Source organism: Pseudomonas fragi (genome assembly GCF_025426255.1).
Lineage (GTDB): Bacteria > Pseudomonadota > Gammaproteobacteria > Pseudomonadales > Pseudomonadaceae > Aquipseudomonas > Aquipseudomonas kulmbachensis.
The window spans coordinates 1,491,480-1,514,719 of record NZ_CP104861.1; the positions used below are offsets into that span (position 1 = coordinate 1,491,480).

21 protein-coding genes are annotated in these 23,240 nt (G+C 59.4%); 19 read left to right on the forward strand and 2 right to left on the reverse strand.

Annotated elements, in window-relative coordinates; all coding sequences use genetic code 11:
* The first annotated feature begins 182 nt into the window (after positions 1–182).
* The 14 genes from N7D90_RS07000 to N7D90_RS07065 all read left to right on the forward strand — a co-directional run bounded on the left by N7D90_RS07000 (position 183) and on the right by N7D90_RS07065 (position 16,684).
* Positions 183–1,499, forward strand: coding sequence for a sigma-54-dependent transcriptional regulator (locus N7D90_RS07000; RefSeq protein ID WP_261741481.1), 1,317 nt, complete (start codon positions 183–185; stop codon positions 1,497–1,499).
* Between the two features lie 256 nt (positions 1,500–1,755).
* Complete coding sequence (locus N7D90_RS07005; protein ID WP_261741482.1) at positions 1,756–3,060, forward strand: ABC transporter substrate-binding protein; 1,305 nt, start codon at positions 1,756–1,758, stop codon at positions 3,058–3,060.
* Positions 3,061–3,088: 28 nt separating this feature from the next.
* Positions 3,089–4,411, forward strand: coding sequence for an ABC transporter substrate-binding protein (locus tag N7D90_RS07010; protein ID WP_261741483.1), 1,323 nt, complete (start codon positions 3,089–3,091; stop codon positions 4,409–4,411).
* Between the two features lie 149 nt (positions 4,412–4,560).
* Positions 4,561–5,460, forward strand: coding sequence for a branched-chain amino acid ABC transporter permease (locus N7D90_RS07015; RefSeq protein WP_261741484.1), 900 nt, complete (start codon positions 4,561–4,563; stop codon positions 5,458–5,460).
* 1 nt (position 5,461) lies between these two features.
* Positions 5,462–6,406 carry a branched-chain amino acid ABC transporter permease gene (locus N7D90_RS07020; RefSeq protein ID WP_261741485.1) on the forward strand — a complete coding sequence of 315 codons (945 nt, stop codon included), beginning with the start codon at positions 5,462–5,464 and terminating at the stop codon, positions 6,404–6,406.
* Positions 6,403–7,173, forward strand: coding sequence for an ABC transporter ATP-binding protein (locus N7D90_RS07025; RefSeq protein WP_261741486.1), 771 nt, complete (start codon positions 6,403–6,405; stop codon positions 7,171–7,173). Before N7D90_RS07020 ends, N7D90_RS07025 begins: the two co-directional genes overlap by 4 nt.
* Positions 7,170–7,817, forward strand: a complete 648-nt coding sequence (locus N7D90_RS07030) for an ATP-binding cassette domain-containing protein (RefSeq protein ID WP_261741487.1) — start codon at positions 7,170–7,172, stop codon at positions 7,815–7,817. The genes N7D90_RS07025 and N7D90_RS07030 overlap by 4 nt, the downstream gene beginning before the upstream one ends.
* 8 nt (positions 7,818–7,825) lie before the next feature.
* A complete protein-coding gene (locus N7D90_RS07035) occupies positions 7,826–8,980 on the forward strand; it encodes an iron-containing alcohol dehydrogenase (protein WP_261741488.1) in 1,155 nt (384 codons plus the stop codon).
* A gap of 25 nt (positions 8,981–9,005) precedes the next feature.
* The gene (locus tag N7D90_RS07040; RefSeq protein ID WP_261741489.1) at positions 9,006–10,160 is read left to right on the forward strand and encodes an iron-containing alcohol dehydrogenase; all 1,155 of its coding nucleotides are present in this window, start codon (positions 9,006–9,008) and stop codon (positions 10,158–10,160) included.
* Between the two features lie 240 nt (positions 10,161–10,400).
* A complete protein-coding gene (locus N7D90_RS07045) occupies positions 10,401–10,937 on the forward strand; it encodes a sorbitol dehydrogenase family protein (RefSeq protein WP_261741490.1) in 537 nt (178 codons plus the stop codon).
* Between the two features lie 14 nt (positions 10,938–10,951).
* On the forward strand, positions 10,952–12,541 hold the full coding sequence (locus N7D90_RS07050) for a GMC family oxidoreductase (protein WP_261741491.1): 1,590 nt from the start codon (positions 10,952–10,954) through the stop codon (positions 12,539–12,541).
* 3 nt (positions 12,542–12,544) lie between these two features.
* Positions 12,545–14,002, forward strand: coding sequence for a cytochrome c (locus N7D90_RS07055; protein WP_261741492.1), 1,458 nt, complete (start codon positions 12,545–12,547; stop codon positions 14,000–14,002).
* Between the two features lie 381 nt (positions 14,003–14,383).
* Complete coding sequence (locus N7D90_RS07060; protein WP_261741493.1) at positions 14,384–15,763, forward strand: glutamine synthetase family protein; 1,380 nt, start codon at positions 14,384–14,386, stop codon at positions 15,761–15,763.
* A 270-nt stretch (positions 15,764–16,033) separates the two neighbouring features.
* Entirely contained in the window at positions 16,034–16,684 is a 651-nt protein-coding gene (locus N7D90_RS07065) for a class I SAM-dependent methyltransferase (RefSeq protein WP_261741494.1), read from the forward strand.
* Here N7D90_RS07065 and ampC read toward each other — a convergent pair.
* Positions 16,681–17,841 carry a class C beta-lactamase gene (gene ampC / locus N7D90_RS07070; protein ID WP_410012138.1) on the reverse strand — a complete coding sequence of 387 codons (1,161 nt, stop codon included), beginning with the start codon at positions 17,839–17,841 and terminating at the stop codon, positions 16,681–16,683. The two genes, N7D90_RS07065 and ampC, sit on opposite strands and share 4 nt — an antisense overlap.
* A gap of 254 nt (positions 17,842–18,095) precedes the next feature.
* Here ampC and rnd point away from each other — a divergent pair, with 254 nt between their 5' ends.
* The 3 genes from rnd to N7D90_RS07085 all read left to right on the forward strand — a co-directional run bounded on the left by rnd (position 18,096) and on the right by N7D90_RS07085 (position 20,578).
* Positions 18,096–19,229 carry a ribonuclease D gene (gene rnd, locus N7D90_RS07075; protein ID WP_261741495.1) on the forward strand — a complete coding sequence of 378 codons (1,134 nt, stop codon included), beginning with the start codon at positions 18,096–18,098 and terminating at the stop codon, positions 19,227–19,229.
* A complete protein-coding gene (locus tag N7D90_RS07080; RefSeq protein WP_261741496.1) occupies positions 19,226–19,519 on the forward strand; it encodes a YcgL domain-containing protein in 294 nt (97 codons plus the stop codon). Before rnd ends, N7D90_RS07080 begins: the two co-directional genes overlap by 4 nt.
* Before the next feature lie 126 nt (positions 19,520–19,645).
* Positions 19,646–20,578, forward strand: coding sequence for a D-2-hydroxyacid dehydrogenase (locus tag N7D90_RS07085; RefSeq protein WP_261741497.1), 933 nt, complete (start codon positions 19,646–19,648; stop codon positions 20,576–20,578).
* 107 nt (positions 20,579–20,685) lie between these two features.
* Here N7D90_RS07085 and N7D90_RS07090 read toward each other — a convergent pair whose 3' ends face one another.
* Positions 20,686–21,279, reverse strand: a complete 594-nt coding sequence (locus tag N7D90_RS07090; protein ID WP_261741498.1) for a nitroreductase family protein — start codon at positions 21,277–21,279, stop codon at positions 20,686–20,688.
* A gap of 155 nt (positions 21,280–21,434) precedes the next feature.
* Between N7D90_RS07090 and N7D90_RS07095 the strand changes: the two genes are divergently transcribed.
* Entirely contained in the window at positions 21,435–21,884 is a 450-nt protein-coding gene (locus N7D90_RS07095) for a YcgN family cysteine cluster protein (protein WP_016780096.1), read from the forward strand.
* 28 nt (positions 21,885–21,912) lie between these two features.
* Positions 21,913–23,145, forward strand: coding sequence for a hypothetical protein (locus N7D90_RS07100; protein WP_261741499.1), 1,233 nt, complete (start codon positions 21,913–21,915; stop codon positions 23,143–23,145).
* Positions 23,146–23,240: the final 95 nt, after the last annotated feature.

Consider the following 23,240-nt stretch of genomic DNA (forward strand, 5'->3'; position numbering starts at 1 on the left):
TGCCGCAGTAACGAGGCTGCGTGCGGCGGCGCAGCCGTCGTAAAGTCAGGCTATGCGGTGAGTCAGGTAAATCGCATGTTCAGGTTTTACGATCGGTTCGCAATCGAACGTAGCCTTCGGCAACTGCTACGGGTTTTGTATATGCCTGAAATCTCCAGAGAACGTATTGAAGTGAGTCGCAGATGTCTGATGTTCACGTTTTAATCGTCGATGATGAAGAGGCGCTGGTGCGCTCGCTCAGTTTTGCGTTGCGCGAGGAGGGCATGCGCATCAGCACGGCCGGCAGTGGCGAAGCGGCGCTGCAACATGCCCTGGACGATGTCGATATTGTCCTGCTGGATCTGTGCCTGCCGGGCATTGATGGCATGGCCACCCTGGACGGCTTGCGCCAGCGCAGTCCGCTGCTGCCGGTGATCATGATTTCAGCTCATGGCGACACTCGTGCGGCGGTTCAGGCGGTCAAGGGCGGGGCTACCGATTACCTGACCAAGCCGTTTGAACTGGATGACTTGCTGGCCACTATCAGCAGCACCCTGGCTCTGGATGCCGTGGAGCCTGAAGTGACGGCGGGCCTGCAAGGGCAGAGCGCGGTCATGTCGGCCCTGCATGGTGCCGTACAACGAATTGCCCGCAGTTCGGCAACGCGAATCTTGCTGCTGGGCGAATCCGGCACCGGTAAAACCCTCGTGGCTCAAGCCCTGCATAGTCACAGCTCGCGGGCGGGCAGTGCATTTATCGAGGTCAACTGCGCGGCCCTGCCCGAGCAGTTGATTGAGGCTGAGCTGTTTGGCTCCGAGAAGGGCGCTTACACCGGGGCTCATCAAAAGCGTGCCGGGTTGGTCAGCCAGGCCAATGGCGGCACGTTGTTCCTTGATGAAATTGGCGAATTGCCCCTGAGCCTGCAGGCCAAGCTGCTGCATTTTCTGGAAAACGGCAGCTACCGCGCCGTCGGCGCCAGCCAGGCCAGTAGCGCGGATGTCAGGGTGGTGGCCGCAACCAATCGGGATTTGGCCGACGATGTACGTCTGGGGCGGTTTCGCGAAGACTTGTTTTACCGGTTGAACGTAATCACCGTAGATATACCGGCCCTGCGTGACCGGGCAGATGATCTGCTGCTTCTGGTCCAGTATTTTGCCCAGCGCCAAGCGCTGGAAGAGGGCGTGAGTCCGATCCGGTTCTTGCCCGACAGCATTGCGCTGCTGCGTCGGCATCGCTGGCCCGGCAATGTGCGTGAGTTGAAGAATCTGGTTGAGCGCTTGACCATTCTTTTACCAGGTCAGGACATCAGCGCCGCGATGCTGCCAGCGCAGTTGCAGGACAGTGCATCGCCAGGCAACCCAGCTCTGGTGCTGGGCGATCAGCTCGAACGCGCCGAGCGTGAGCTGGTCACTGACGCCTTGACCCGCACCGCGGGCCACAAAGGCCTGGCCGCACAACTGCTGGGGATCTCCCGGCATGCGCTCAAACGCCGTCTGCAACGTCTGGGCATTGAGCGCTAAGCGCTCAGCCTTGCGCGCATGTTGAGCGGTTAGCGCTCAACATTTCTGCAAACCCTTAACCTGTAGCCGCTGCCGCAAGCTGCGATGGGTTGCGTAGCGACCCCAGAATTTAATCGACAGCGAAGGGCCTGCGGCCCTTATCGCAGCCTGCGGCAGCGGCTACAGGGTGGCGATATATCTTGGCACACCCTTTGCTCTATCCCTCTGGCTGCTCAACAAGAGGCGTTTTCAACGCCCAAAGGAATTTATGCACCCGATGCGTTCATTGCGCCATTGCGCCCTGGCTTTGGCTGGTCTGCTGCTTGGTTCGTTCGCTTGTGCCGAGGTCGGCCGACTGGAGTTGGGCGTGCCTGCTGCCCAGGCCGATCTGACCATGGGTTGCCTGTATCCGATGACCGAGCGTGCGGCCATCTACGGGCAAGACAGCATTATCGGAATCCAGGTGGCCCTCAATGAATTGCAGGCCCGCCGACTCGCCGGTGAGCCCGTACCGCGTTTGCGGGTGATCATCGATGATGATCAGTCCAAGGCCTCATACGGCGTTAGTCTGGCCCGCAGCTTTATCCACAAGGACGGGGTACAGGTGCTGTGCGGCATGGTCTCGTCCGGGGTCGCGCTGGCAGTCAGCCAATTGGCCCTGCAGGAAAAAGTACTGATGATCGGCACCGATCATGCCTCTTCGCGCATGACCCTGGAAAACGGCCATCCCTATTATTTTCGCGTAACCAACGACACCTGGACCTCCATGGCGGCGGGTGCTCGCTACCTGCAGGCGTTGCAGAAAAAAACCGGCTGGAAGCGCCTGGCCTTTATTGGTCCTGATTACGAATACGGTCATGTGTCCCGTGATGATTTGCACACTGCCCTCAACCAACTGGGCGTGAAATTCGACGACGTGATCGAGCTATGGCCGCGCCTGTATGAGCCAGACTACTCGCCCTATATCACCGCGCTGGAACAATCCAGACCGGACATCATCGTGTCGGCTATTTGGGGCGGCGATTTCCACGCATTCGTCAAACAGGCTGCCGGTTCCCGGCTGCTCGAAACCTCGCGCCTGGCGAACTTCGATACCGGGGCCAATTTCGATTTTCTGGTTGCCCTGGGGGACAAGGCCCCCGCGGGGTTGATCCTCTCTTCCCGGCACCACAACAACTGGCCGACTACCGAGCGCAACCGCTCGTTTGTCGAGCGCTTTCACGCGCTGAGCGGGCGCTACCCGACCTATGCCGCACAGGGCGCCTACACCGGTGTCATGGTGCTGGCCCAGGCCTATGAAAAGACCGGCGGCGTGACCGAGACCCAGGCGCTGATCCACGCCCTGGAAGGCCTGGAAATTGCCTTGCCGGAAGACCCGCCAGGCACCTGGTCGCGCATCGATCCGGTGACCCATCAAATCCAGCAGAGCCAGGCCATTGGCACGCCGCTACCCAATACCGCTTACCCGCCTGCCCAACTGATGCTGGGTGACTGGTCGGTGTACTCGGCGCAAGAGCTACAGCTCGACAGCGCCACGCTGAAGCGGCGACTGGCCGCACGAAAAACCGTTGTCGAGCCCTGACGGCTCACTCATCCATTGAGAGACAAGCATGAACAATTCCAAGAAAAGCATGTTGAAACACCCTTTGGCATTTGCCATCACGGCAGCCGGGCTGGCCCTGTCCTTGAGCGCTGGGGTCCAGGCCGCTGAAAACGGCAAGTTCCGCATTGGCATCGTGACCTTTCTGTCCGGCCCGGCCGCCGGGCCGTTTGGCGAACCTTCGGCCAATGCTGCCAAGGTGCTGGTCGAAGGTTTGAACAAGGGCCAGTTGCCCGCGCCCTACGACAAGTTGGGGATCAATGGCGCCGAGATCGAAGTGGTGATCATTGACGAGGCGGGCGGAGCCGCGAAACAGGTCGAAGAATTCCGCAATCTGGTACAGCGCCAGAAGGTCGATGCGGTGGTGGGTTACATCTCGTCCGGCGACTGTCTGGCCATCGCGCCGGTAGCTGAAGAGCTGGGCGCGATGACCGTGTTCTACGACTGCGGCACTTCGCAACTGTTCAAGGAAGACAAAACCCCGCAATACGTGTTCCGCACCAGCCTTGATGCGGCGGTGGACAACATCGGCGCCGCGCGTTACCTGGCCAAGGTGCGACCGGATGCGCAGAAAGTCGCGGGCATCCAGCAAAACTACGCCTGGGGCCAGGACAGCTGGAACGACTTCACCCACTCCATGGAGCAACTGATGCCCAAGGCCAAGGTGGTCGAATCGCAGATGCCCAAAGTGTTCCAGGGCCAGTACGGTGCCGAGATCTCTGCGATTTCGGTCAAGCGCCCGGACATCATTCACTCCAGCTTCTGGGGTGGCGACATGGAGGCGCTGGTGTTGCAAGCCAACGCCCGTGGTCTGTTGGAAGATGCCACGGCAGTCCTGACGTGCGGCGAGTCGGCAATTGACCGCTACAAGGACCAGGCCCCCAACGGCATGATTATCGGTGGCCGTGGTCCGTTCGGCGCCTTTGCCCCGGATAACGAACTCAACCGCTGGTTCAAGGACAAGTACGTAGCGGCTTACAAGACCGCGCCGACTTACCCGGCGAGCAAAATGGCCCAGGCGATTCTCGGCCTCAAGCACGCGGCTGAAAACGCCAAGGTCGAGTCCGGCAAAATCCCGGCACCGTTGGAAATTGCCAAGGCGTTCAAGGGCGCGACCTTCGAGTCGGTGTCCGGCACCGTGCAAATGGCCCGCGCCGAGGGGCATCAGGCCATGCAGGGCATCGCTTACGGCGAGTACAACTACGACCCGGCGAGCAAAAAAGGCAGCGTGCAAAACGTCATCGCCTTTGCCGGTGAGTGCGTAACGCCACCGGACGGCACCACCGCGCTGGAGTGGATCAAGGCCGGTTTCCCTGGCGCTCAGTGCAACTGATTACCACACACCTGTAGCTGCTGCCGCAGGCTGCGATAAGGGCCGAAGGACCTTCGCTTTTGAAAAGGCGCGATCCCTGCGGGCTCGATCGCAGCCTTCGACAGCAGCTACAACAACGGTTGCGTGATTGATTCCAAGGTAGGACCTCTATGATGAGTCTTTTCGCGGTGCTGATTGACGGCACCATCTATGCCTCGTGGCTGTTTCTGGTCGCAGCCGGGTTGACGGTGATTTACGGGGTGATGCGCATCCTGAATATGGCCCACGGCAGCTTCTATGCCATTGGTGCCTACACCGCAGCCTCGCTGGTGGGCTGGTATTTCAATAACGGGATTGGCCCCGTCTGGGCCGGGTATCTGCTGATGCTCGGCTGCGCGCTGGTGGCCGGCCTGATTGTCGGTCTGATTATCGAGCGCGGCCTGTTGCGCTTTATGTACGGGCGCGACGAAGTCCTGATGGTAATCATCACTTACGCCCTGCTGCTGGTGCTCGAAGACACCATGAAAATGATCTGGGGCGTGAATCCTTACTTCGCTTATCAGCCCTACGCCGAGATGGGCCGCAGCGCCCTGGCGGGGCTCAAAGTGTCCAATTACGACCTGATGCTGGTCGGCGTTTCCGCCGTGCTGGGCCTGGGCCTGTGGTTGTGGCTGGAGCGCACACACCAGGGCAAGGTGCTGCGCGCCGTGATTCATGACCGCGAAGTGGCCATGGCCATGGGTGTCAATGTACGGCGCATGTTCACCCTGGTGTTTGTGCTGGGCACCATGCTCGGCACGCTGGCGGGCGCCTTGACCGCCCCGGCCATTTCGGTGGTGCCGGGCATGGGCGTGGAAATCATCGTGCTGGCGTTTGCCGTGGTGGTGATCGGTGGCATGGGCAGCATCGAAGGCGCTGCTGTGGGCGCATTGCTGGTGGGGTTGAGCCGCGCGGCGGCGGTGCATTACGCACCGGAGTTCGAGCTGTTTGTGATTTACGGGGTGATGGCGCTGGTACTTGCAGTGCGTCCCCAAGGGCTGTTCGGCCGCGTGCTGGCGAGGAAAATTTGATATGCGCCTGAGTAAAACCGAATTGATTCTGCTCGGCGTCGCCGTGCTGCTGGCCGCCGGTGGCTTTATTGCGCCGCAATGGCTGGTGTTCCTGCTGACGATGGCCCTGGCCAAGGCCATGGTGGTACAGGGCGTGGTGATGCAGATGCGCGCCGGTCTGGTGACCTTTGGCCAGGGCCTGTTCTTCTGCGTGGGCGGTTATGCGGTCGGCATGAGCGGGCACTTTCTGGACATTACCGATCTTGCTGTATTGCTGCTGATCGGGGTGGGTGCTGCGGTGCTGCTGGCGATGCTGCTGGGGCTGTTGATGACTCGCTACCGCGAGATTTTCTTCGCCATGCTGTCGTTGGCCTTCTCGATGATCCTCTACGGCGTACTGGTCAAAAGTTCGGCCCTGGGCAGTACCGACGGATTCAACGTCAAGGCCTGGACTCTGTTCGGCTGGACTCCGGCTTCAGGGCAGGCGCCGTTGGCGCTGTTTGTCATCATCGTGGCCTGCTCGGCACTGCTGGCGGTGTTGCTGCATCGCTACAGCCGCAGCAGCGCGGGGATGATGTGCGAAGCCATTCGTGAAAACGAAGTGCGCGTCGAATACCTGGGGCAGTCACCGCGTTGGGTGCTGTACATGAACTATGTCGCGGCCGCCGCCGTGTCGGCATTGGGCGGTGGTTTCATGGCCCTGTCGGCCGGGCATATCGACCCGGAAATGGCTTACTGGATCACCTCCGGTGAATTCGTGTTTATCGCCCTGTTGGGTGGTACTGCCCATGTGGCGGCGCCGTTTATTGCCGCCATCCTGTTTGCGGTAGTGCGTACCTACGCCATCGAGCTGGTGCCGCACAGCTGGCAGATGATTCTGGGCTTCACCTTGTTGGCGATCATCGTATTTCTGCCTAAAGGCCTGTGGAGTCTGTTCACTGGTCAGGCACGGAGGGCCAAAGCATGAATTGCATTCTGGAAACCAAGGGCCTGTGCAAATCGTTTGGCGCGGTCACCGCCGCCAAGGATGTGAACGTACGCATCCATAAAGGCGAAGTGGTCGGCGTAATCGGCTCAAACGGCGCGGGTAAAACCACCTTTATCAATATGGTCACCGGCTACCTGAAACCCAGCAGCGGCGAGATCCTGTTCAACGGCCAGTCGATCCTCGGCCGCACCCCTAGGGCAATCACCCGCGCGGGCATGGCCCGTTCGTTCCAGGTGGCGCAGCTGTTCCCGCAGTTGAGTGTGCTGGAGAACCTGTTAATAGCCGTGTCTGCTGCGCAAAGCCCGTTTCCTTCGCTGCTGGCACCGATGCGCAACGCGTCGCGCATCGCTCAGGCGGATGCGATCCTCGCTGAATTCGATATCAGCCGCTGGCGCGATACCCAGGTCACGGCCGTGCCGCAAGGCGTACGTAAACTGATCGACATCGCCATGGCGCTGATCGGTGATCCGCAAATGTTGCTGCTCGACGAACCCACCAGCGGGGTCAGCGCAGAAGAGAAAACTGCGCTGATGGACACGGTGATGCGGGTGGTCGCCCAGCATCAGGTCACGGTGCTGTTCGTTGAGCATGATATGGACGTGGTGCGTCGTTATGTATCGCGAATTCTGGCCTTCTACAGCGGTGAAGTACTGGCAGACGGTGCCCCCGAAGCGGTCCTGGCCAATGCACGGGTGCAGGAATTCGTGACCGGTGGCCCGCACGCTCACAAGAGGGCAGCGCAATGAGTCTGGATATTCGCAATTTGCATGTTTCGATCGAAGGCGTACCGATCCTGCATGACGTTTCCCTGCACGTAGGCAGCGGGCAGATGGTGGGCCTGATCGGCCACAACGGTGCCGGTAAAACCACGCTGATCCGCGCCATCATGGGCCTGCTTGACGCCGATTCCGGTTCGATCACCTTTGCCGGTCAGGACCTGCGCAGCCAGGCGGGCTTTACCCGGGCCGGGGCCGGTATCAGCTACCTGCCCGAAGACCGGCGGCTGATTCCGTCGCTGAACGTGGAAGAAAACATCCTGCTGCCGGTCTGGGCCAACAAGTTGGCTGACAGCAAGCGCCGCCTGGAATGGGTCTACAGCCTGATCCCGGAAATCGCCCAGTTCCGTGACCGCAAGGCCATGCAACTGTCTGGCGGGCAACAAAAGCTGGTGGCTCTGGCGCGGGCATTGATGCCGGGCAACAAGTTGCTGCTGCTCGATGAGCCTTTCGAGGGCGTGGCGCCGGTGCTGTCCCGGCGCTTGAGCGAGGTGATCGCCAAGCTGGGCCAGGAAGGTCTGTGCGTGCTGATTTCTGAATCTGATGACACTCATTCTGCCGATCTGGTCGATGCGTTGTTTCGCATCGAGCGCGGCAGTGTGACCGTAGGGTAGGGACCACAATGTCAAAATTCACCTTTGAAACCACACCGCGGGTGATCTGCGAAATCGACGGTGCGCTGCGTCTTGGCGCCCTGTGCCGTGAGCTGAAGGCCGAGCGTGTATTGCTGATCAGCGACCCAGGGTTGCTGCGCGCGGGGCTGCTGGATGCACCGCTGCAGGCCATGCGCGACAGCGGCCTGCAGGTCACGCTGTACAGCGATGTGCAGGCCGATCCGCCTGCCGCATCGGTGCAGGATGCGGTCGATGTGGCGCGTCAGTGTCGCGCCCAGGCGGTGATCGGCCTGGGCGGCGGCAGTTCACTCGACACCGCCAAGCTGGTGGCCCTGCTCTGCGGTCAGGAGCAGCAGTTGGAGGATATTTACGGCATCGGCCTGGCCAAGGGGCCGCGCCTGCCGCTGATTCAGGTGCCGACGACCGCGGGCACTGGCTCGGAAGTCACGGCGGTGGCGATTGTCACCACTCCCAGCCATGAGAAAAAGGGCGTGGTCAGCCCCTTGCTGTACCCCGACATTGCCTTGCTCGATGCGCGGCTGACGGTCGGCCTGCCGGCTGCGGTCAGTGCCATGACTGGAGTCGATGCCATGGTGCATGCCATTGAGGCGTACACCAGCGCGCACAAAAAGAACGTGTTGTCCGATGGTTTGGCGGTGCAGGCCCTGACGTTGCTGGCTGCCAACATGGACCGCGTGCTGGCCGAGCCGGCTGATTTGCAGGCGCGCTCGGACATGCTGCTGGGCTCGATGCTGGCCGGCATGGCATTCGCCAATGCACCGGTGGCGGCGGTGCATGCGCTGGCGTATCCACTGGGCGGGCAGTTCCATGTGCCCCACGGTTTGAGCAATGCCTTGGTGCTGGTGCCCGTGCTCAACTTCAACCGCTCGGCGGCTGAACCGCTGTATGCACAACTGGCCGGGGCGGTATTGCCGGGGCAGCGATTTGCCAGCGCCAGCGATGCCTGCGACGGCTTTATCGAGTTTATGACCCGGCTGGTGGCCCGCATGCCATTTGCCCAACGTCTGCACGAAGTGGGCGTCACCTCCGAGGACCTCGACCGGTTGACCGATGACGCGCTGAAAGTCGAGCGCCTGTTGATCAACAACCCGCGCCCGCTAAACCGCGACGACATCTACGGCATCTACGCCTCGGTGCTGTAAGCCAGCCTCACTACAGGAGTTAGTCATGAACCATGAATTCAGAAGTGTGCCACGCATTGTCTGTGAGGCTGGTGCACTACAGGAAGTTGGCTACGTATTTAGAGGCCTGGGTGCACAGCGCGTGATGCTGGTATGCGATCCGGGGATTGTCAGCCTGGGCTTTGCCGGTAGGGCGCAGGAGGTGCTGGAAGCTGCGGGTTGCGCAGTGTCTGTGTTTGATCAGGTGGCGCCCGACCCGTCCTCGGCGGTGGTTGAACTGGCGGTCAAGCAGGCGCAAGAGTTCAAGGTTGATGGCGTACTGGGGTTGGGCGGCGGCAGCTCACTGGATGCAGCCAAACTGGTGGCATTGCTGATCAACAGCGAGCAATCGCTGGAACAACTGTACGGCACCGATAAAGCCCAGGGTAAGCGCACACCGCTGGTGTTGATGCCCACCACCTCGGGCACCGGTTCGGAAGTGACCTGGGTCTCGGTGATTACCGATGCGCAGCAGCGCAAGCAGGCGGTTTATTCGCCTCAATTGCTGCCGGACGTGGCGCTGCTCGACCCGCTACTGACCCTCGGCCTGCCCGCGAAAGTCACAGCGGCCACCGGGCTGGACGCCATGGTTCACGCCATCGAGGCCTATACCAGCCGGACGCGCAAAAACCCGATTTCTGATGGTCTGGCCACGGCGGCCCTGGCGTTACTCGGGGCTAACCTGCCCAAGGTGTTGGCCAACGGCCAGGATCTGCCAGCCCGCAGCGCCATGCTGCAAGGCTCGTTGATGGCCGGTATGGCGTTCGTCAATGCATCGGTGGCGGCGATCCATGCACTGGCCTATCCACTGGGCGCCCGCTTTCATATACCTCACGGCCATGCAAATGCTCTGGTCATGGCCCCGGTGATCCGTTTCAATCTGGCCAACGCTCAACGCCAATACGCGGAGCTGGCGGCGTATCTGCTGCCGGGTGAACATTTTGTAGATGAGGCGAGCGCCGCCGAAGCGTTTGTCCAGGCGATTGAAGGTCTGGTCAAGAACAGCGGCCTGGAGCAGCGCCTGTCCAATTTGAATGTCGATGAAGACTCACTGCAGGTGATGGCGAGCGAAGTGGTGGTGGGCATTCGTCGCCTGATCGACAGCAACCCGCGGGATATGAATGAACAAGACGTGGAGGCGATTTATCGGAGTGTTTTTTAAAGGTCATTTCGCGCCCCTGTAGAGACTTGATTGCTGTTCAGGCATCGACGTCTTTACGGGTTGTGAATACTTCTTGTTTGTAACTTCGGCCAGGAAAGTTCTAAAAAAGTTGTTCCAGGCCGTTATTCATGCAGGCACATAGATAATCTCTGTAGGATGTTTCATACATTCTTTGTAACAACCTGATTTTCCGAAGGTCTAGGCACTACGCCTTTATTTTTGGCAATCAAGGAGATCTATGTGATATCTCGCAGAAAGTTACTGTTTTCAGGCGCTGCTATTACCGGTGCCGGCCTTCTTTCCTCTACTTGGGTAGGCTCGGCACTGGCGCAGCAAGTCCACAATGCCGCCAGTAACGATGTCGAACAACTGCACCAACTGTCGCTGTTTCTCACCGAGCGCGAGGCGCTGGACCCGAGCCTGACGCTGCGGGTTCTGGCCCGTTGTACCGAGGCTGATCCATTGTTCCCCGACAAGATGAAAGCGCTGTGGGGCAGCATTGCGCAACAAGGTTTGAGCCGCGTGGGCCAGCTGAGTGCCAGCCCGGTTTATCAGACCCCGGCGCACAAGGACACGGTACAAAAAATTGTCCGCGCCTGGTACTTGGGTTACACCGGCACGCCGGTCAGCATGCGCGCCGTGGACGATACCAAGTTGGTCACCTTCACCGGTGCGTTGGCGTATACGCCGACCCTGGATGCCACGGTTATTCCAACGTATTCGCGGGGGCACACCAACTATTGGGTTAACCCGCCGTCCACCGTCGCTAATGATTAATACAAGGGGTACCCATGAATCAGGTCTTTGATGCTGATGTCATTGTTGTTGGGTCCGGAGCCTTGGGCAGCAACGCAGCGTTTGAACTCGCCAAGCACGGCAAGTCGGTGATTATTCTGGAAGCGGGTGAGCATATTCCCCGTTGGAAGATCGTCGAAAACTTTCGCAATTCGTCGAATAAAAGTAACTACAACTCGCCGTATCCGAATGAGCCGTGGGCGCGTAATTCCTACGATGAGCAGTACATTGAGAACACCGGTTCGTTTGAATTTCGTCCGGGCATGTTAAAGCTGGTGGGTGGTACTACCTGGCATTGGGCGGCGGCCTGCTGGCGCTATCTGCCAAACGACATGAAGCTTAAAACCCTGTACGGGGTAGGCCGCGATTGGCCGATGGAGTACAGCGAACTGGAACCTTATTACGCACGGGCCGAAGTGGCGCTGGGCGTATGTGGCAGCGATACCCAGGATCAAAGCGGGCACGACGGTGAGGCATTCCCGCCACGCTCGACGCCGTATCCGATGCCGCCTGAAGGCGATACCTATTTGTTCCAGCGCCTGCGTGCGCGTCTGGCGCCTGCAGGTTATGTGTTTTTGCATGAACCCAATGGCCGCGCCACCACGCCTTATGACGGTCGCCCGGCGTGCAGCGGCAATAACAACTGCATGCCGGTGTGTCCGATTGGCGCGATGTACAGCGGCGATGTGCATGCCAAACACGCGCAACAGGCGGGCGCGAAGCTGTTGACCGATGCCACTGCCTACAAGTTGGAAAAGGGCGAAGGCGGCAAGATTGTGGCCGTGCATTACCGCAGTTCCAAAGGCGACGATGTACGCCTGACCGCCAAGTACTTTGTGGTGGCTGCCAATGGCCTGGAAACCCCCAAGCTGTTGTTGATCTCGGACGTGGCCAACTCCTCCGACCAAGTGGGTCGCAACCTGATGGACCACACTGGGCAAGGTCTGCAGTTTTTGGCCGATGAACCGGTATGGCCGGGCCGAGGGGCAGTGCAGCAAGGCGGGATTTTCAACCGTCGCGACGGTGAATTTCGCAAGGAACGGGCGTCGGTTAAACATGCTTTTGCCAACAATGTACCGAACATGGCGGTGGCCCAGCGTTTGATCGAGCAGGGCGTTTTCGGCAAGGAGCTGGACGAGCGTATTCGCCACGATGCGGCGCGCTGGGTCGATGTGTCGACGGTGTACGAAACATTACCGCTGGCGACCAATACCATTCGCCCGAGCACCACCCGCACCGATGCCCTGGGCATTCCGATGATGGTGGTCAACTACGAAGTGGATGACTACGTTAAAGCGGCCAAGCCTGGCGTGGACGCCGACTACGCCGACTTCGTGAAAATCATGGGCGGCACGGTGGTGGAGGACAACACCGGCTGGCAGAACCGCGACCATTTGATGGGCACCGTGATCATGGGCAGCGATGCCAAAGATTCGGTGGTCAATCATGAATGCCGCACGTTCGATCATCCCAACCTGTTTTTGGCCACCACCGGGGTGATACCGGCTTCAGGCACTATTAACCCGACGTTGACCGGGGTGGCGTTGAGCATTCGCCTGGCCGACATCATTGCGCGGGAGGTCTGAGCCATGAACGTTCAAATCTCACGTTTGCGTGGTCTGGCTGCCCTGTGCGGGCTGTTTGCGTCGTTGTCGGTCTGGGCGGTTGAAGACAACGCTGCGTTAGTCAAACAAGGCGAGTACGTGGCGCGAGCTGCCGACTGCGCCGCTTGTCACCGTACCGTGGAAAAGGGCGGTGCAGCCCTTTCCGGCGGGTATGCCATCGACTCGCCGATGGGCCGGATCATCTCCAGCAACATCACGCCTTCCAAGGCCTATGGCATTGGCGATTACACCGAGCAACAGCTGGCGGACGCCGTGCGCAAGGGGGTTAACGCCAAGGGTCAGAATCTTTACCCGGCTATGCCATATACCTCTTATCAGGGTATGAGCGATGCAGACATTCATGCGCTGTATGCATACCTGCAGCAGGGTGTGAAAGCGGTCGACATCCCGGTGGAACCGACGCAACTGGCGTTTCCGTTCAATATTCGGCCCTTGATGTTTGGCTGGAACCTGCTGTTTCTCGATACCCAGGGCTTTGTTCCTGAAGCCGGAGCCGATGCTCAGCAGGTACGTGGTCAGTATCTGGTCGACAACCTTGCGCACTGTGGCGCCTGCCACACCCCGCGCAATGCGTTGATGGCCGAGGACAACAGCCGTTATCTGTCCGGTGCGGAGCTGGGTGGCTGGATTGCGCCGAATATCACGTCCGATAAAGCCACGGGCGTGGGCAGTTGGAGCGCTGATGAACTGGTGGGCTTCCTGAAAAACGGCCACGTCACTAACAAGGCGCAAGCGGCGGGTGGCATGGCTGAAGCGGTAGAGCACAGCCTACGCTTTTTGACCGACGATGATCTGCACGCCATGGCGAGCTACCTGAAAACCGTTCCGGCGATTGCCACCGGTAATCATGTGGCCAGCCATCCGCGCGAGGTCACGCCGATTGACATGACCACCCTCGAAACGGGGCAGGGCGATCAGGCCTCGTTGGTAGACGCCAGCGAAACCGACGGCGCACGCCTTTACAACTCGGCCTGCGCCAGTTGCCACGGGCGAGACGGGCAGGGCACCGTTGATGCGTTCTACCCTTCGTTGAGCCAAAACAGCGCCTTGACCGGCCAGCATGTCAACAATCTGGTGATGGCGATCATCGAAGGCATCGACCGCAAAGGTGCCGACCTTGAGGTCAACATGCCCGCCTTGGGTGATGACCTGAACGATCAGCAAATTGCCGCCATCGCCAACTACAGCCTGCAACGCTTTGGTAATCCGCTGCTCAGTGTGGATGAGCAAACTGTAGCCAAATGGCGTCGTGGTGGTGATGCACCGTTGTTGGTAACGGCAATGCCTTACGTGATGTGGGGCGGAGGCTTACTGCTGTTGGTTTTGATCGTTTGGGCCTTGGTAGTGCGCAGCAAACGCAGGCGTGTACGGGCCATTGAGGCCAAAAAGATCGCCCTGAACCGGCGTTTCCACTCCCGTTGAGCTGACCTGGCCCCCAGTGGGAGCGCCGACCGGCGCTCCCACAGAATTTGCAACAAAGTAAAGAGATTCTAATGTTTAGCGCAGGTGTAACCAAAGGTATGAAAGCCTGCATTTAAACAACCTGCTCAGCCATGTGAGGCTGGGTTCCCTTTTTGGCAACGGTTGCAGGTATGAGGCTTGGTCTGATCAGAATTCAGTACCCATGGCCGTCGCGCGCTCCAGCCGTGCGGCGTGTGCCGTGCCTGCCTTCTGAGCTGGCCTTTTGGGCCCTGTTCCATTGCCGCCATGCCCGCCCGCCGGATGCTCGTATTTCCTGTTAAGTCTTGATTGTCTGTGCCCGGAAGGGTGCGCCTGCCTGATATGAATTCTACGAGTATTGTCATGAGTGCCACGACCGCGTTTGCCCCGCTACAAGAAGCCCTGAATTTTCTGGAACTGAACCCGGATGTCGAGATGTTCGAGCTGTTTATCATCGACAACAACGGCGTGCCCCGCGGCAAGTTGTTGCATCGTGATGAACTGCTGGCGGTCTACGAGAGTGGGCGGCCGCTGCCGAGCACAATTCTGGGCTTGAGCATCAATGGCGATGATGTGGAAAACACCGGACTGGTATGGGACGTGGGCGATATCGACTGCCGTGCCTACCCGATCAGTGGCAGTTTGCAACGCATGCCGTGGCGCCTGATCCCAACGGCGGCGGTGCAAGTCAGCATGCATCCGCAGCAGGGCATGCCCGCCACCGTGGCCGACCCTCGGCACTTGTTGGCCAAGGTGATCGACGGGCTCAAGGCGGACGGTTACTACCCGGTGATGGCTGCCGAGCTGGAGTTTTACCTGCTCGATCAGCAGCGCGACAGTAACGGGCGGCCGCAGCCAGCGCGCGATGCCGATGGTCAGCGCCCGCGGGCGACCCAGGTGTACGGGCTGCGGGAGCTGGAGCAGATCGAGCCGTTTTTGGCCGATTTGTACAGTGCCTGCAAGCTGCAGGGGATTCCGGCGCGCACGGCGATTTCCGAATACGCGCCGGGGCAGGTGGAGATCACCCTGGAACATCGCAGCGATGCCTTGCAGGCGATGGACGAAGCGGTGCGCTACAAGCGTCTGGTCAAGGGCGTAGCGCACAAGCACGGGATGGTCGCCTGTTTTATGGCCAAACCGTTTGATGACTTGGCTGGCACCGGCATGCATATGCATGTGAGCCTGGCCGATAAAGACGGCAATAACCTGTTCGCCAGCGAAGCGCCGGACGGCACGCCGCTGCTCAGGCAGGCGGTGGGCGGGATGCTCAGTACTTTGCTCGACTCGTTGCTGATGTTTTGCCCCAATGCCAACTCTTATCGCCGTTTTCAGAGCAACAGCTATGCGCCGTTGGCCGCGACCTGGGGTGTGGACAACCGTACGGTGAGCTTACGAGTGCCGGGAGGCCCGGCGTTCTCGCGGCATATCGAACACCGGATTTGTGGCGCCGACGCCAACCCCTACCTGGCTGCCGCCGCGATTCTGGCCGGGATTCATCGCGGTATTCGTGAGCAGCTCGATCCGGGGGCGCCGATTGAAGGCAATGGCTATGCCCAGGCCAGCGAAATGCTGCCGACCGACTGGCTAACCACCTTGCGCGCGCTGCAAGGTTCGGTATGGGCCAAAGAGGCCTTCGGGCCAGAGTTTTTGAAGGTGTACCTGGCGGTGAAAAACTCCGAGTACCGACAATTTATGGGCGAGGTCGGTGAGCAGGACTGGCGCTGGTATTTGCAGCAGGCGTAAATCCAGATCAGGAGCCCCCGTAGCAGCTGCCGAAGGAACGAGGCTGCGTTCGGCTGCGTAGCAGTCGTAAACCCAGAGAGCTGGATGTGACTTGCACACCGCAGGGTCTGATTTCGCGAGCGCTGCGCGCTCGAACGCAGCCTCGTTCCTTCGGCAGCTGCTACGGGATGCTCCTGATCCCTTTGTTTTTCATGCTTCTGTGACAATTTTTTCACTGGTGCCGCGTTAACCTCTGAGCCGATCATCATCAAACACAAGAGTTCGCGGGCCATGTCATCGCAGCCACCTTCCACCCATATTGAGCTTGAGTTCGCCGAGCGTTATGACCGCGAGCATGCGAAGGTTTGCCTGCAAGCACAGCCCCAAGGGTTTGTTCGCAGGTTGGCGTTGTGGCGCGAAAAACGTCTGGTTCGCCGTGCGCTGAAGGTCGCGGGTGAACCTGGGTTGGTACTGGATCTGGCTTGCGGTGCAGGCCGGTTCTGGCCGGTTTTGGCCGAGCACGGCAATCGGGTCATTCTGGCCTGCGACTCTTCGCAATCCATGCTCAATCATGCGCAGACTCATCACCCGGCGAGCCTGCTGGCGCGGATCAAGCTGTTTCAAAGCTCAGTGTTCTCCATCGACATGTCCGCAAACGCGGTGGACTGCATTTTTTGCATGCAGCTGTTCCACCATGTGCGAGACAGCGACCATCGACTGGCCATTTTGCGTGAGCTTCACCGGGTCAGCCGTGACAGCTTGATCCTGTCAGTACCGATTGGTCGTGCAGCAGCGCGGATCGAAGAGCCGCAACCCATCGTGGTGAGCAAGAGCGAGATTGAAAGTCAGTTTGCGCTGGCGGGTTTTAACATTTTCAAGCAGAACGAGGTGCTGCCCGGTTGTGACATGGGCAGCATCTATATCTTGCGCAAAGACACTTAATTCAGGGCTTTCAAGATCTCGTACGCCAATTCGACCCGAGCGTCGTTGGGGTAGTTTTTGTTGGCCAGGATGATGATCGCCTTTTGTTCGGATGGCACGAAGACCGCGTAGGCACCAAAGCCATTGGTCGAACCGGTCTTGTTGATCCATACCGCTTGCTGTGGCGCCAGGACAGGGTTCAGGGCAATGGCATCATTATTCTCGTAAGCCATTTTGTTTGAGTTGCCCACCAGCAGCGACTTGAGTTCGACGGGGTAAGGATACTGCTCCCAGATCAGGTCCTGAATCATCGGGCCTACTCGGAAGTAACCCGCGTGTGTGTCAGCCAATGCGCGACGCACAAGCGGACTGGCCTCGCCCTGGCCCATGTTCAACTCGGTAAAGTGGATCAGGTCGCGGGTAGTGGTCTTCACGCCGTAGGCTTCGTTGCCGAGCACTCCAGGGTTGAGCCTGACCGGTTCGCCCTGTTTGTTATAGCCTTGGGCATATAGCCCCATTTTGCTTGCGGGTACTGTGTAGTAACTGCTTTTAAGCCCAAGTTGTGGGAACAATTGCTGTTCCATGGCCTGGGTAAAGGGCAGGTTCATGCTCTTGGCGGCAATCATGCCGAGCATGCCGATACTGGGGTTGGCATAGCTGCGTTGGGTGCCCGTCGGGTACACAGGCTTCCAGGCTTTGAGGTAGTCCATCAGTTGGCGTTCGTTCTGTACGCTGTCCGGGACCTGCAAAGGGAAGCCGCCAGCCGTGTGGGTGGCCAGATGGGTCAGCGTAATCTTGCCAAAGGGCGTGCCCTGAAGTTCGGGTTCGTACTTGGCGACTGTGTCTGCCAGTGAAAGCTGGCCCTTGGCTTGGGCATAGGTGGCCAGGGTGGCCGTAAACACCTTGCTGATGGAGCCGACTTCAAACAGCGTGTCGGGGGTTACGGGCGCTTTGGTCGTTTGTGATGCCACGCCAAAATTGTAGAAACGTTGTTTGCCATTGACGCTGACGGCGATGGCCAAGCCGGGCACCGCGTGTTGCTGCATCACCTGTTTGGCGCCGTTTTGCACCACGGTGTCGAGTTTGGATTCTGGAGTTTGGGCCAGGGCCACATTGCCAAAGGCACAGAAGCCTACCAGCGAGAGAGCAATACCTGACAACTTGCGGGACATGTGCATTGGGTCATCCTCGGTTTTTATAGGGCGCAAATCTACTCGTGTCCTCACGCAGTGACCTCTCCGGCTTGTCACATTATGTGTTGTAACAAAATTTGTGTGTCGAGGCTCCGGGCAACCTACACACAAAAACGGTATGTGGATGCAGGTTTTAGATCTAAACCTCGTAGGTTTTTTCGCGCACAACATGACGAGTCAATGTCCGGAAATCCCTGACGACGATATATACTGCGCGCCATTCTTCAAGGGAGAGCCGTGTGGCCATCGATATTCACTGGATTCGCGACAACGATAGCCTCGGCCAACATTGCGCCGAATGGCAACATTTGCCGTTCGTAGCCCTCGACACCGAATTTATGCGGGTCGACACCTTTTACCCGATTGCCGGCCTGATCCAGATTGGCGACGGCACACGGGCTTACCTGATCGACCCGTTGACCATCGACAACTGGCAGCCATTGGCTGATCTGATGGAAAACCCGTCGGTCGTCAAAGTGCTGCATGCATGCAGCGAAGATCTTGAGGTTTTGCTGCGCCTGACCGCCAGCTTGCCGGTGCCGTTGTTCGATACTCAACTGGCCGCCGCCTACCTGAACCTGGGCTTCTCGATGGGCTACTCGCGCCTGGTCAAGGAAGTGCTGGATATCGACCTGCCCAAAGGCGAAACCCGCTCCGACTGGCTTCAGCGTCCGTTGTCTGAAACCCAGATCAGCTACGCCGCCGAAGATGCCCTGCATCTGGCTGAAGTCTACAAGTTGCTGTATCCGCGCCTGTCGGCAGAGAAGTACAGCTGGGTGCTGGACGATGGTGCTGAGCTAGTTGCCAACCTGCGCCGTGAAGTAGACCCGAACGAGGTGTACCGCGACGCGAAGTTGGCGTGGAAGCTCTCAAGGGACCAGTTGGCTGTGCTGCGTGAAATTTGCGCATGGCGCGAGCACCAGGCCCGTGCCCGTGACCTGCCGCGTAATCGGGTTATACGTGAGCATGCGTTATGGCCTTTGGCCAAAACGCAGCCTGACAACCTGGTCGCGCTGGCGCGTATCGAAGATATGCACCCGCGCACCGTGCGTCAGGATGGCGAGTTTTTACTTGATCTGATCAAGCGTGCTGGCAGTCTACCGCCAGAACAATGGCCGCCCGCTGTGCCTGAGCCGTTGCCGGTTGAAGCGGCGTTGTTGATCAAGCGCCTGCGTGCCATCGGTCAGGCTGAAGCCGAGCGCCTGAACATTGCGCCGGAACTGATGCTACGCAAGAAAACCCTGGAAGCCCTGCTTAAAAGTGGCTTCCCCAATGGCCCTTATCAATTGCCGGAATCACTGCGCGGCTGGCGCCGTGAGCTGATGGGCCAGGCCTTGCTCGATTGCCTGGCCACCGCTGGAGAACCGTCTTGAAACGTATTTGCTCTATCTACCGCAGCCTCAAACGCAACGAAATGTACCTCTACGTGCTCAAGGCCGATGCCCTGGAACGCGTGCCCGAAAGCCTGCTGGCCGCCTTCGGCAAGCCGCATCACGCTTTTGATCTGGTGCTTACCCCTGAGCGCACACTGTCTCGCGAAGACATCAACAAGGTGCTGGAAAACCTTGAGACTCAGGGCTATCACCTGCAAATGCCACCGGCCGAAGACGAATACATCGAGCACTTGCCCGAAGAGTTGTTGCGTCGCAACGACCCGATGTAAATGAAGCGCCAGGTGCCCGGCTCCGGGCGCCTGTCTCAAACGGACTCATTTTGATTGGCGGTGGCCGAACGCGACGGGGCAAACCTCGGCGGCGGGTGCTGGCAGTGTTTTAGAAAGGTTAGCAACATGCGCGTCCTGATTGCCGAGAACGACTACCCGCTCTACACCCAACTTTTGCAACGCATGGCACCGGATCTCGAGGTGCAGTCCAGCGGCGACTCCGAGCAACTGTCGCGCATGGCTGGCGAGTGCCCGGTATGGCTTGGCCAGCCGGACTTGTTGGCGACACTGATGCGACAGGGGCACAAGCCTCAATGGTTGCAGTCGACCTGGGCGGGGATCACTCCGTTATTGGCCCAAGGCCTGAATCGTGATTATCGGCTGACCCGTGCGGTAGGTATTTTTGGCCAGGTAATGGCCGAATACGTTTTGACTTACATGCTCGGCCACGAGCGTGAAGTCATGGCCCGGCTGGTCAGCCAGGTCGAACGCAAGTGGGACAACCGCATGGGCCAGAGCCTGATAGGGCGCAAGGTACTGATTGTCGGGGCCGGGGATATCGGTCAGACGGTGGCGCAGTTTCTGCTGCCCTTTGGTGTCGAGCTGTATGCCATCGCCAATACCCCGCGTGAACTGGCGCCTTTCAAGGAAGTCGGGGTGTTAAGCGACTTGCCGCGTCTGGTGGCGCAGGTGGATTACGTGATCAATCTGCTGCCAAATACCCCGGACACCCATGATGTGTACGATGCAGAGTTGTTTGCGCAATTCAATCCGAATGCGGTGTTTATCAATGCCGGGCGCGGCGTAGCCGTGGTCGATGCCGATCTGGTCGAGGCTTTGCGAGTGGGGCATCTGGCGGGGGCGGTGATCGACGTGTGCCGTCAGGAACCGTTGCCGGCCAAGCATCCGTTCTGGACGGCCTGGGGCCTGCTGCTGACCGGTCACAGCTCGGCGCCGACTTCACCGCCAATGATGGTGCAGTTGTTTGTCGACAACTTGCGTGCGTTTCAGGCGGGCGAAGCGCTGCGTGGCGAAGTGGACTTCGATCGCGGGTATTGAAACCGCTAGCTATGTGTAGCCGCTGCCGCAGGCTGCGATCCTGCTTTTAAAAGCGAAGGTCCTGCGGACCTTATCGCAACCTGCGGTAGCGGCTACAAGACTTGCATTTACAGGCTGAAATCGCCTTCAGCCACCAGCTTGCTCAACGGTTCGCGCTGGCTTGGTACTTCCTTGGCTTGCAGGTAGTCCACCAGGCTCGACTTGTCGCCGATTTTGCCGATGGCGACCATGGCTTGTACCGCGTAACCCTCGGGGATTTTCAGCTCCTTGCGCGCCCGTTCGAAATCCAGGCCGCTCATACCGTGGGTATGCCAGCCGCTCAGGTGCGCTTGCAGTGCCAGGTGACCCCAGGCTGCGCCTGCGTCAAAGGCGTGGGTCGGCGCGGGTTTTTCTTCGGTGGTACCCGGTGCGGCGAAGGTGGTTTTGGAAACAATCACCACCAATGCGGCCGCATGCTTGGCCCAACCCTGGTTGAATTCCACCAGCAGGTTCAGGTAGCGGTCAAAGTCCGGAGTACCGCGCAGGGCGAACAGAAAGCGCCAGGGTTGTGCGTTGTAGGCCGACGGAGCCCAGCGAGCAGCTTCAAAAAAGCTCATCAGAGTGGCTTTGTCGATGGTCGCATCAGTAAAGGCACGGGGCGACCAACGCTGGGTGAATTGCTCATGGATTTGGTGTTCGGCAATGCGGTTAGAAGCTGGCATTCGATTTTCCTGAGTTGAATTTTCAGGCACAAAGCTACTGTTAAGCCCTTAATGTGACAAGTCCAGTTACACCGTCAGTCACTAGCGCTTGGCCCGCGGGGCCTTGGGCACTAGACTGGCGGCCTTTTCCACTCCCTGATGTTGATGTTTGAGCCATGGCCGCAATAGTTGAACCGTTCTGGATCCGCAAGACCCTCGATCAACTTGATCAAGAGGAATGGGAGTCGCTGTGCGACGGCTGCGGGTTGTGCTGTTTGCAAAAGCTCGAAGATGAAGACGACAACAGCGTTTACTACACGCGTATCGCCTGCAAGCTGCTCGATCTGAAAACCTGTCAGTGCACTGACTATCCTAACCGTCGTGATTCAGTGCCGGACTGCATTCAGCTGTCGCCGGGCAAGGCCGAAGAGTTCAAGTGGTTGCCGCCGACCTGCGGTTACCGGCTGGTGAGCGAACGCAAGGATTTGCCGCTCTGGCACCATTTGGTCTGCGGCGACCCGGACGCGGTGCACCATGAACGCATTTCGCAGTCCGGGCGCATGCTCGCCGAAGGCAGCGTGCCGGAAGACGACTGGGAAGATCATCTGATTTTCCGCGCCGGTTAAGTGCCGGAGCGGTTGCCAAGGAGTGAATATGCCGCTGCGTTACAAATTGCCCCTGGGCCTGCTGCTATTGCTGGCCAGTGGCCCGCTGTGGGCTGCGCAAAAAGTCGATCTGAACTACCACGTACGCCTGTTGCCGCAAACCGATCAGGCTGAGGTGCGGCTGACCCTGGCTGAGGGTTCGGCCGTGCGCAGCCTGGATTTTGATCTCGGGGCGCCGGGCAGCTACAGCGATTTCAAGGCGGACGGGCAATGGCAACTGACCGCCGACCCGGCCCATAGTCGTGGCTTGTGGCGGCCCGCGCCGGGCAAGGCCAATCTGAGCTATCGAGTGCGTCTGAGCCAGCCGCGCAAAAACGGCACGTTTGACGCCCGCATTACCCCCGATTGGGCATTGTTTCGCGGCGAAGAGCTGATCCCGCCCGCCAACCTTGATCAGCAGGACGGCGTCGAACTGGTGTCACGCCTTGAGTTCGAATTGCCCAAAGGCTGGAAAAGTGTTGAAACCGCCTGGCCGCGTATTGGCAAAAATCGCTTCCGTATCGATGATGTCTCGCGGCTGTTCGACCGGCCCACAGGGTGGATGCTCGCGGGCAACCTGGGTAGCCGCCGTACCACTATGGGCGAAACCGAAGTCACGGTGAGCGCACCCAAAGGGCAGGGCATGCACCGCATGGATGTACTGACCCTGTTGACGTTTGTCTGGCCGCAAGTGCAGGCCGTGTTCCCGCGCAACCCGCCCAAGCTGCTGATTGTCGGGGCGGGCAGACCGATGTGGAAAGGCAGTGCGGCGGGGCGCAACTCGATCTACCTGTACAGCGGCTTGCCGCTGGTCAGCGAGAGCGGCACCAGCCCGTTGTTGCGCGAAGTGGTGCAGTTGTTCAGTGGCATCAATGACGAGCCGGGCCATGACTGGATCGGCGAAGGCCTGAGCGAGTACTACGGCATTGAACTGATGCGTCGCGCAGGGGGCATGAGTGACGAGCGTTACCAGACCTTGCAACACAAGCTCAATGCTGCTGGTAAAAGCGTTACCCACCTGCGCGGCCAGCAGGCAGGCCCGGCTGTGGTGGCTAGGGCTGTCACGCTGTTGCAGGCGCTGGACCGTGAAATTCGTTTACAGACCCACAACAAGCGCTCGCTGGATGACGTCAGCCAGGCCCTGATGCGCATGGACAAGGTCAATACCCAGAGTTTTATCCAACTGAGCGAAAGCGTGCTCGGCGGCCCCTCCGAGGTGCTGGACACGCCGTTGCTGCGCTGATGTTGTAGCAGCTGCCGAGGAACGAAGGCTGCGTTCGGCGACGCAGTCGTCGTAAAACCATCCAATGCGGTGCTTCAGACAAACCGTGCCTACTG